Consider the following 10,348-nt stretch of genomic DNA (forward strand, 5'->3'; position numbering starts at 1 on the left):
TATGGAATTATTACACCGCTTTAAGCCATGTGCTTTAACTTTCGCGACCTTAGTGTTGATGTGTGGCAATTCATTCGCTGCAAATCCAAATCAGCAGCCCGAAGATGAATGGAAATTCACTTTAAAAAATGCCTATATCAACCGTAATTTTGATAATGATGCCCTCAAAGATACGGGTAGCTGGTCTCAGGCAGCGTCATTATTTTATAAATCGAAAATGCATGACACTCCACTGCAAATTGCAGACAAACCAATCACGATTGGTGCAGATGCTTCTGTTCAATACGCCGTACGCTTGAGTTCAGACAAACATGTTGCTGACACAGTTTTGCCTTTTAATAAAGAAACTCAATCACAAGCATCTGACTTTTTAAAATACGGCGCAACTTTAAAACTAGGTTATGACAAAACCTTGCTAAGTGTCGGTGAACTCTGGTTAGACCTGCCTGTAACGGCTGTCGATACCAGCCGACAACTGCTTGCTTCATATTGGGGAACCAATCTTAAATCACAACTTTCAGATCAGCTTTATGCAGAAATTGGTCGGGTTGAAAAAGTCTCTCCACGAAATGAAGAAGACTTTAAAAAGTTTTCTTTCACATCAAATGGAATTACCAAAGAATCTGATGGTTTAAATTATATTGACCTGCGCTATCAACTTACGCCGTCACTCAAGGGTGAATACTACTTTGGTAATTTAGAAGATCTCTACAACAAACACTATGTCGGGCTTGAACATACGTTAAAACAGCCAACTTTTGCTCTTACTTCTAAGTTTAAATACTTCAATGCAAAAGATGATGGCAATACTTTTGATATTGATGCGCAAAACATTGGGGTGTTAGAGACACTTAAAGTGAAAAATCATACTTTTGGTTTGGGGTACCAACAAATTATGGGTGAGTCGGCTTATCCATTACCGGATGGTTTTTTGCCAGAGACTTATTTCATTAACTGGAATGCCACTGGCTTCTTTAAAGAAGACGAAAAGTCTTACCACATCATGTACGGCTATGACTTTAAAGACTATATGCCTGGTCTAAATGCAATGGTGAAATATGTCTATGGCCATGACTTTAAAGCAGCCAATGGCGAGAAAAACCACGAAACCGAGTCGAATGTGATTTTAAACTATGCATTTCAGCAGCCTTTCTTAAAAGGTCTTGCCCTGCAATACATTCGGATTGATTACAACGTAAAACATGGCAATGACTTTGGTGAAGATCGTCTGTTTGTAAACTACACTAAAAAGTTTTAATCATTTTGATTTAACTTAAGCGGGCCACTTTTGGTCCGCTTTATTATTTTTGAGCCATAAAAAAACGCTCTTACGAGCGTTTTTTAATTAATCTAGTAACTTAAGCAACGTGCTTTTGCACAACAATCGAGCCTACTGAGTAGCCAGCACCGAAAGATGAAATCACACCATATTCGCCATTATCTACTTCATGGCCTGTACGGTGTAAAGCAATAATCACACCTGCTGAAGAGGTATTGGCAAACTCATCTAGAATAATTGGGGCACGGCTTAGATCTGCATCTTTACCAGCCACATATTTCAAGATTAATTCATTCATGTTGGCATTAGCTTGGTGTAACCAGAAACGCTTAATATCGTTTGCAGTTAACTGCATTTTTTCCAACTGGGCATTAATGATTTTTGCCACCAACGGACAAACATCTTTAAAGACTTTCCGGCCATCTTGACGGAATAACTTGTCGTCAACCACTGCATCTTCGCTACGGTTTAAGAAACCGAAGTTATTGCGAATGTTGTTTGAAAATTGAGTAAATAAATGAATATCTAAAATTTCAAAACCAGTTTTAGTAGTGGTTTCTTCAATAATAGAAGCGGTCGCAACATCACCAAAAATGAAGTGACAATCACGGTTACGGTAGTCTAGGTGACCAGATGTAATCTCGACATTCACCAATAAAACACGGCGAGCGCCTGAACGAATTGCATCTGCTGCTTGTTTTAAACCAAAAGTAGCAGCTGAACATGCCACGTTCATGTCATAGGCATAACCTTGAATACCAAGTGCCGACTGGATTTCAATTGCTACAGCCGGATAAGCGCGCTGCATATTTGAACATGCCAAAATCACAACATCGATATCTTCAGCAGTTACCCCTGCATTTTCCATTGCCTGTTTTGCAGCAATTACACCCCATTCAGCTTGAAGTGAAAGTTCGTCATTTGAACGTTCAGACAAACGCGGACGTAAACGCGTTGGATCGAGGATACCTGATTTCTCAACAACGTAGCGGCGCTTAATACCAGAAGCTTTTTCAATAAATTCAGCACTAGAACCACGTAATTCTTCTAGTTCACCTGCTGCAATTTTCTCTGCATTCTCTTGGTTATATTGTTCCACATAAGCATTTAAACTGTCGGCCAGTTCTTCATTAGAAATGATTTCTGTTGGGTGAAATAACCCAGTACCTGTGATACGAATGCCCATGTAAAACTCCTAAAAAAATGAATAGGGTCTGTTAATCTTTCATTTATAAATTGCGTTGTAGGCTAAACAAACGCATAAACAAACCCCGATCTATCTTAACTGATTCCCAAACGATCCCATAACTTTTGCAGTCGAGTTGGTGAAATAGGCATCTTGGTTTTCATCGGCTGAGAAAATAAAGAAATGCGAAATTCTTCCAACATCAAATACAATTCTTTGATTCTTGGATCGTTTTTGAATTTAAATACCTTGTCCATCCATGGATCGACATCATCAATAGCGGCATGATCTCGCTGTAGATTATTTGGCAATCGGTCTAAACGCAATAGCAGCGCTTTTAAATAACGCGGATATTCCTGCCAAAGATCGACTGGTTGGCAGTAAACAAAGTTACCAAGTGACATGAGATCTAACTGATCTTCAATATCATCAATACTGCGTCCAAACACATCCGGATCAAGTACTAAAAGCTGACGACGAATTTGCTGCCATTGAATGTAAATATCACTTAACTGCTCAAGTGCTTGCTGACCATAACTCAAAAATTGCTTTTTGACTTGTTCTACAAGTTGATTAAATTCATCAGCATTAATTGGCAAAGTCTTGATTGCTATCTGCAATGTTGCATAGACCAGCATCTGCTCAAGCTTAGCTTTATCGCCTAAAGGTGAATAAGCAAGCGCAAGTGGTTTTGAAATCTGCTTTTTCAACTGGCGAACCAAATCACCAAGCTGCATATGGACCAGACGAATAATACCTTCCCGATGCTGTTTAATCGCCTCTGACTGATCATTAAAGGTTTGTATAACCACACCGGACTCATCTTTCGCTTCAAGTTCAGCAAAAGTTTTGGTTGGCACTAAAGCTTGATATTGTTTAACAACAACACCTGTCACCTTTTGTGAAGCTTCAAAGGTAAAGTTTTCAGGGAAAGTTTTAAACTCGCCTTTTTGCTGTTTTACTGGACGATGAGTTTCAACACGACAGCGAGCTTTCAACTCAGCTAAATCACGGCCTTTGGCAATTAATTTACCTTTTTCATCAATGACCTTAATAAAAGGCACCAAATACGGATCTATTCGTTCAAATGAAAAATCTTTATCGGTAATTTGCTCACCGCGTAAAGCAAATGCAAGATAGCTAAAAATATGCTGCCGCAAATGCACCGCATCAATGCCCTGCATGAGCTTACGAGCTGTGTCAGGAATAGGCACTACATTACGACGTTTGTCTTTTGGTAAAGCTTTTAGTAGTGCTTCGATTAAATCTAAACGCCAACCTGGAATCCCCCAAGACCAGATATTTTCATCGACCTGAGGAAGAGCTTGTACCGGAATTTGAACCGTTGCTCCATCTTCATCATGGCTAGGGTCAAAACGGTAAGTAGTTGCCAAGCGCAACTGGCCATTATGTAAATGATCAGGGAATTGCTGCGTGGTCGGACGGTCATTGAGCCAAAGCGCATCATCTTCTACATATAAATAACGCGGATTTTTTGCTTCTACCGTTGCACGCCAGTCTTCAAAACTACGACGACTTGCGATTTCTTCAGGTATTTTAGAGGCATAGAACTGATAAATCGTTTCTTCATCGACCACTAAATCGCGGCGACGCAATTTATCTTCAACTCGCTCTACTTCTTCAAGTTTAAGCAAATTGTGTTTTAAAAATGGTGGAACTGTCCCCAGATTTCCTGTGGTTAATGCATCACGTAAGAAAATCTCATGGGCAGCAGGTTGGTCAACTTTCTCAAAATTAACCAAACGCTTCGGTTCAATAATTAAACCAAACAATGAAATTTGTGCATAAGCATTTACAATACCGGCTTTTTTAGACCAATGCGGCTCGAAATAGTGATATTTCAATAAGTCGCGTGCAGCAAGCAAAATCCATTCAGGATCAATTTTGGCTAATGTACGCAAATAAACTTGAGATGTTTCCACCATCTCAAAAGCCATCACCCACGCAGTATTGGTTTTATGCAAAGTACTGGCCGGAAATACTTTAGCCTTTTGCTGACGCACCGCCATAAAAGTATTACGTTCATCAGTTTTATTGGCAATGAACGATAATAAACCGGTCAGCAACGCACGGTGCAAGTTTTCATAGTTTGCAGGTTTTTCATTAAAACTAAGTTTTAAACCTTCAGCCAGCTCGACCAACTGCTGGTGTGTTTGTTTCCATTCACGTAACCGTAACCAGCTTAAGAAATGCTGCTTAGCAAATTGACGACGCTTGTTTTCCGACATCCCTGCTTCACCTTTAGGATTTAAAGTATCCCAAAGTTTTAAATAAAACAGAAAGTCAGAATCAGCCTCTTTAAATAAGGCATGCTTTTGGTCAGCCTGCATCTGTTTATCTGCTGGACGTTCACGCGGGTCTTGAACTGCAAGTGCACTGACCACCACCAAAATTTCTTTGAGTACACCAAAGTGAGCCCCACCCACAATCATACGTGCGAGTCTTGGATCAATCGGCATACGTGCCATCATTTGGCCGACTTTGGTCAGTTCGTTTTTCTTCTCGTTCAGCGCACCTAACTCAATGAGCAACTTACGACCATCATTGACTAGACGGAAATCTGGCGGCTCAATGAAATCAAAGTTTTCCAGCTCACCTAAACCTAAGCTCTGCATTTGCAGGATAACCGATGCTAAGTTAGTTCGCTTAATTTCAGGTTCGGTAAACTCAGGACGACTTAAAAAGTCTTCTTCGCTATATAGACGAATACATACACCTGGAGCAACACGACCACAACGCCCTTTACGTTGATTTGCTGCAGCTTGTGAAATTGCCTCAATCGGTAAGCGTTGCACGCGTGAACGGTAGTTATAACGAGATATACGTGCAAAGCCGCTATCAATCACGTAGCGAATATTAGGAACAGTTAGTGCAGTTTCTGCAACGTTCGTTGCAATAATAATACGGCGACCCTTTCCACTTGGGCTAAAAATCTTTTGTTGCTCAGAAACGGCTAAGCGCGCATACAAAGGTAAAATTTCGGTATGTCTCGGCCCGTACTTTTGTAAAGTTTCCTGCAATTCTCGAATTTCTTGCTCTGTACTTGAGAAAATCAGAATATCTGCATGTTCTGGATGGCCTTTTTCTTCGGCATCAGCAAAACATTCCTCTACAGCTTGTACGACTGCACGCGGAAGGTTTTCTTCAAAGTCATCGAACTCGTCGTCATCACTACCACCAATATTCATTTCTGAAATTGGGCGATAACGTACTTCAACCGGATAACTACGTCCTTCTACTTCAAAAATTGGTGCATTATTAAAGTAGTTACTAAAACGATTTACATCTAAAGTTGCCGAAGTCACGATGACTTTTAAATCTGGGCGTTTTGGCAATAACTGCTTTAAATAGCCCATAATAAAATCGATATTGAGTGAGCGCTCGTGTGCTTCATCAATAATGATCGTGTCATATTTAGACAAAAAGCGGTCATTGCCTAACTCGGCAAGCAAAATACCATCGGTCATTAACCGGACAATCGAATCTTGCGAACCTTGTTCATTAAAACGGATTTTAAAACCAATTGACTCGCCAAGTTTTTCGCCGACTTCTTCAGCAATACGCTGTGAAACACTACGCGCAGCTAAACGACGTGGCTGGGTGTGACCAATCATACCGGTCAAGCCACGCCCTGCTAGCATTGCAATTTGAGGGAGCTGAGTCGTTTTACCTGAACCTGTTTCACCTGCCACAATAATGACCTGATGCTTTTGAATCGCTTCTATTAAACGGTCAGCATATTGGGTAACAGGAAGATCCTGATTTAATTTGATTTTTGGTAAGCGTTCAAACCGCTGTCTAACTTTTGCATTAGACTGTTCAAATAATTTTTCAATCTCTGAAGTATTGGCTTTTTTATCTTTACGTAAACGATTTAAACGGTAACGATCTCTCGCCATCACCCATTGATCTATATTTAAACCATTCAGCACAGATAAATTTTCCTGAAAATTCAACAATCCTCTATTTTACGCCTTAATGACCATAAGGTAAAACAATTGGTTTTTTATATATTTTTAATTTTTTTACATTTCACTCTTGAATTTTTAGTATGTAAGCTTCATGTTGTTAAGCAAGTTTCTTTTACTATAACTGTCATTTGATTTACATGTTTTTGCAGTCAAATCGAATACAGTATTTGGGGACTTAAAAATCGAAAATTTCACACTTATTCAATTTTCCGATTTTAGTCATGTAAAAATACTATTTCCCCAATAAAGAATTTTTATTTATTCTACATCTCGTAAACAAGTTTAAATATAAACCTCAATCATGGAGACAATGATGAGCTTGATTAATACTGAAGTTAAACCTTTCCAAGCAACTGCTTACCACAACGGCCAATTTGTTGAAGTTAACGAAACTAACCTTAAAGGTAAATGGTCTGTTGTATTCTTCTATCCAGCTGACTTTACTTTCGTTTGTCCTACTGAGCTTGAAGACTTAGCTGACAACTATGCTGAATTCCAAAAATTAGGCGTAGAAATCTACGGTGTTTCTACTGACACTCACTTCACTCACAAAGCTTGGCACGACACTTCAGACGCGATCAAGAAAATTCAATACCCATTAGTTGGCGATCCAACTTGGACTCTTTCTAAAAACTTCGACGTTTTAATTGAGTCTGAAGGTTTAGCTGACCGTGGTACTTTCGTTATCGATCCAGAAGGTAAAATCCAAATCGTTGAAATCAACGCTGGCGGTATCGGTCGTGACGCATCTGAACTTCTTCGCAAAGTAAAAGCTGCTCAATACGTACACTCTCACCCAGGTGAAGTTTGCCCAGCTAAATGGAAAGAAGGTGAAGCTACTCTTGCTCCATCTATCGACCTAGTTGGTAAAATCTAATCTCTATTAGATTTTAAAAACTCGAAGAACCGTCCTTTATCGGATGGTTCTTTTGTTTTGAATAAGCACATCACATTTTCTACTGATACTTTTACAATTCTGCCCTTCCCCGTTACTTAAACATTGAGTAATGTCAAATAAACAACTGGTTAATTTTTGAGTAAGTTTGATATGAAATAAAGGGGTGCATTTATGGTGAATACAGCGGTTGTCACTTCATGGAAATATAATGCTACATCGCGTCATTTAAAAATCTTTTATAGCGACGGTTCTGGAGATCTATATCATCCTGTCCCTGAGTTTGTTTATGACAACTTATTACGTTCAACAGACAAAGCTGCTTTTGTACATAAATATTTAGAATTTAATTTGCACTTTACTCGACTTTCTTTGGTGATTGCCTCATAACAACTATAAAAAAGGCTTGCTCAAAACAGGCCCGACTGAAATATAAAATTATTTCAGTAAAACTATTTTGTGACCACTAAACATAAACCTGCACCTACAGGCAAAATACTACTCATAAAATCTGTATCTTTTTTAATCAAAGATAAAAAAGGATTTACTTCTGCTGCATGAGATATCACATTATCAACCACTAAAACACCACCTTTAGGCTTAATTAATCGTTTTAAATCTGGCCAATAACTTTCATATACATCACGTTCAGCATCTAACAAAATAAAATCGAATGTTTCTTTTGCCTCTTTTAAGTAATCGGCTGCATCTCCTACCCAAAATTGAACAATTTCACTGAGCTCTAACTCAGCTACATGGCGTTTTGCCTCTGCACTTCGTTTTTCATCGATTTCAACTGTGGTCACCTGCCCTCCAGTTGCCTGTGCAGCTTCAGCTAACCATAAAGTTGAATAACCTGTCGAAGTGCCAATTTCTAAAATAGTTTTGGCTTGCTGCATACGAATAAATTGCGAGAGTAATTTTGCAGATTCTACTTCAATATTGCGATATCGCTGTAAACGATCAGGCTGCTGTGAGTCATGCTGTTTAAAGGTGTCATATAAATCAGCAACTCTTTGTAAGAAAATAGTATTTGGCATCTATTTTACTCCTTCTTTATATGACAGCTGTTTTAGTTAAGTACTTTGGATTAATTTAAAACGCGGTACGACACTACCATCACTCATTTGGACGGTTTCAGTAAACATAGCAAGTGGTCGAACCCAAGTTGAATAATCACCATAAAGACACTGATAAACGACCAATTCCTCTTCAGTTTCACTGTGTTTTGCTACAGAAAAAACTTGATAGAGATTACCTTTATAATGCTGATAAATACCGCGTTGCAATGACATGAAACTACCTTTTAATGTTATGACATAAAATCTTTACAGCCATATAACATATATAAATTTTCAAACACTTTCACTTTAAAATATCGCAAAAGTAAAAATGAGATTGGGATTCTCTTTTTAATATTTTCAACTCATGCCTAAATCAAACAAACATTCAAAAAACCGATCAAATACATAAAAACATACTGTTTTACCTATTCATTGTTTTCACGTACTATGCATCTATTGAAAGAATTTGGATGCATTGGAGTAAAAACAAATGTTAGATCAAAACATTAAAACTCAATTAAAAGCTTACTTAGAACGTTTAGAAAGTCCAATCGAATTAGTTGCTGCTTTGGATGAATCAGATAAAGCTGCCCAAATTAAAGAATTAGTAACTGAAATCGCTGAGCTTTCTGACAAGGTAACAGCCCGTTTTGACGGTAACAATACACGTCGTCCAAGCTTTGGTGTGGCTAAAGCAGGTGAACAGCCTCGTGTGTTCTTTGCAGGCTTACCAATGGGCCATGAGTTTACATCTTTGATCTTGGCACTGTTACAAGTGTCTGGCTATGCACCTAAAGTGTCGGATGAGGTTTTAAATCAAATTAAAGGTTTAAACCTCAAAGCCAACTTTGATGTATTCGTATCACTTAGCTGTCATAACTGTCCGGACGTGGTACAGGCGCTTAACCTGATTGCCATTTATAACCCGAACACTACGGCAACCATGATTGATGGTGCTTTCTTCCAAGATGAAGTGGAACAACGCAAAATCATGGCTGTACCAATGGTGTTCCAAGACAATGAACATATTGGTCAAGGTCGTATGACGCTTGAAGAAATTGTGGCAAAACTTGATACCAACTCTGCTGAAAAAGATGCAGCAGCACTCAATGCCAAAGATGCGTTTGATGTATTGGTGATTGGTGGTGGACCTGCAGGCGCAACAGCAGCAATCTATGCAGCACGTAAAGGTATTAACACTGGTATCGTGGCTGAACGCTTCGGTGGTCAGGTCATGGATACCATGGACATTGAAAACTTCACTTCTGTGCAAAAGACTCAAGGTCCTAAGTTTGCTGCCGAGATGGAAGCACACGTTCGTGAATATGATGTTGATATCATGAACCTACAACGTGTTAGCAAAATCACAGGTGCCAACCAAACAGCAAATGGCTTGGTTGAAGTTGAACTTGAAAACGGTGCAAAACTTGAATCGAAAACTGTGATCCTTTCAACAGGAGCACGTTGGAGAGAAATGAATGTACCGGGTGAAGCTGAATACCGTACCCGTGGTGTAGCGTACTGTCCGCACTGTGATGGTCCACTGTTCAAAGGTAAACGTGTTGCCGTGATTGGTGGTGGTAACTCAGGTGTTGAAGCGGCGATTGACCTTGCAGGTATTGTTGAGCATGTAACTTTGGTTGAGTTTGACACTAAACTTCGTGCAGACCAAGTGTTGCAAAACAAATTGCATAGCTTGCCAAACACCACAGTAATTATGAATGCCTTAAGCACAGAAGTATTGGGTGATGGTTCACAAGTAACAGGTCTTAAATATAAAGACCGTGCAACTGATGAAGAGCATGTGGTCGAGCTTGCAGGAATCTTTGTACAGATTGGTTTATTACCAAACACTGACTTCTTGAAAGAAAGTGAAGTTGAGTTAACTAATCGTGGCGAGATTATTGTCAATGACCGCAATGAAACCAATGT

General features: G+C 39.2%; 8 protein-coding genes. 4 read left to right on the top strand and 4 right to left on the bottom strand.

Going from position 1 to position 10,348, the window contains the following annotated elements; translation table 11 throughout:
• Window position 1: 1 nt before the first annotated feature.
• The gene (locus MKL35_RS15590; RefSeq protein ID WP_032012071.1) at window positions 2–1,258 is read left to right on the top strand and encodes an OprD family outer membrane porin; all 1,257 of its coding nucleotides are present in this window, start codon (window positions 2–4) and stop codon (window positions 1,256–1,258) included.
• 100 nt (window positions 1,259–1,358) lie between these two features.
• On the opposite strand, the gene MKL35_RS15595 is transcribed toward MKL35_RS15590, so the two are convergent.
• Together MKL35_RS15595 and hrpA are read right to left on the bottom strand one after the other, a co-directional pair.
• Window positions 1,359–2,465, bottom strand: coding sequence for a beta-ketoacyl-ACP synthase III (locus MKL35_RS15595; RefSeq protein WP_032012072.1), 1,107 nt, complete (start codon window positions 2,463–2,465; stop codon window positions 1,359–1,361).
• 95 nt (window positions 2,466–2,560) lie between these two features.
• Window positions 2,561–6,418, bottom strand: coding sequence for an ATP-dependent RNA helicase HrpA (gene hrpA / locus MKL35_RS15600; protein WP_106479718.1), 3,858 nt, complete (start codon window positions 6,416–6,418; stop codon window positions 2,561–2,563).
• 352 nt (window positions 6,419–6,770) lie between these two features.
• On the opposite strand from hrpA, the gene ahpC reads away from it, so the two are divergent.
• Both ahpC and MKL35_RS15610 read left to right on the top strand, forming a co-directional pair.
• Window positions 6,771–7,334 (top strand): alkyl hydroperoxide reductase subunit C, encoded by a 564-nt coding sequence (ahpC, locus tag MKL35_RS15605; RefSeq protein WP_002049519.1) that lies wholly within the window; start codon window positions 6,771–6,773, stop codon window positions 7,332–7,334.
• Between the two features lie 192 nt (window positions 7,335–7,526).
• Window positions 7,527–7,742, top strand: a complete 216-nt coding sequence (locus MKL35_RS15610) for a KTSC domain-containing protein (RefSeq protein ID WP_002049514.1) — start codon at window positions 7,527–7,529, stop codon at window positions 7,740–7,742.
• Between the two features lie 62 nt (window positions 7,743–7,804).
• On the opposite strand, the gene MKL35_RS15615 is transcribed toward MKL35_RS15610, so the two are convergent.
• Window positions 7,805–8,392, bottom strand: coding sequence for an O-methyltransferase (locus MKL35_RS15615; protein ID WP_032012074.1), 588 nt, complete (start codon window positions 8,390–8,392; stop codon window positions 7,805–7,807).
• Between the two features lie 36 nt (window positions 8,393–8,428).
• Window positions 8,429–8,647: a DUF1653 domain-containing protein gene (locus MKL35_RS15620; protein ID WP_016805480.1), complete on the bottom strand. Its 219-nt coding sequence runs from the start codon at window positions 8,645–8,647 to the stop codon at window positions 8,429–8,431.
• 259 nt (window positions 8,648–8,906) lie between these two features.
• Here MKL35_RS15620 and ahpF point away from each other — a divergent pair.
• On the top strand, window positions 8,907–10,348 hold a 1,442-nt coding region (gene ahpF, locus MKL35_RS15625; protein WP_270913922.1), incomplete at its 3' end, for an alkyl hydroperoxide reductase subunit F.

Origin of the sequence: Acinetobacter sp. AOR41_HL (assembly GCF_027854645.1) — a bacterium.
Classification (GTDB): Bacteria; Pseudomonadota; Gammaproteobacteria; order Pseudomonadales; family Moraxellaceae; genus Acinetobacter; species Acinetobacter nosocomialis.

What these genes read in the sequence shown, in the direction of transcription:
- MKL35_RS15590 (WP_032012071.1), top strand. Translation starts at nt 2, where the DNA reads ATGGAATTATTACACCGCTTTAAGCCATGTGCTTTAACTTTCGCGACC.
- MKL35_RS15595 (WP_032012072.1), bottom strand. Translation starts at nt 2,465, where the DNA reads ATGGGCATTCGTATCACAGGTACTGGGTTATTTCACCCAACAGAAATC.
- ahpC (WP_002049519.1), top strand. Translation starts at nt 6,771, where the DNA reads ATGAGCTTGATTAATACTGAAGTTAAACCTTTCCAAGCAACTGCTTAC.
- MKL35_RS15610 (WP_002049514.1), top strand. Translation starts at nt 7,527, where the DNA reads ATGGTGAATACAGCGGTTGTCACTTCATGGAAATATAATGCTACATCG.
- MKL35_RS15615 (WP_032012074.1), bottom strand. Translation starts at nt 8,392, where the DNA reads ATGCCAAATACTATTTTCTTACAAAGAGTTGCTGATTTATATGACACC.
- MKL35_RS15620 (WP_016805480.1), bottom strand. Translation starts at nt 8,647, where the DNA reads ATGTCATTGCAACGCGGTATTTATCAGCATTATAAAGGTAATCTCTAT.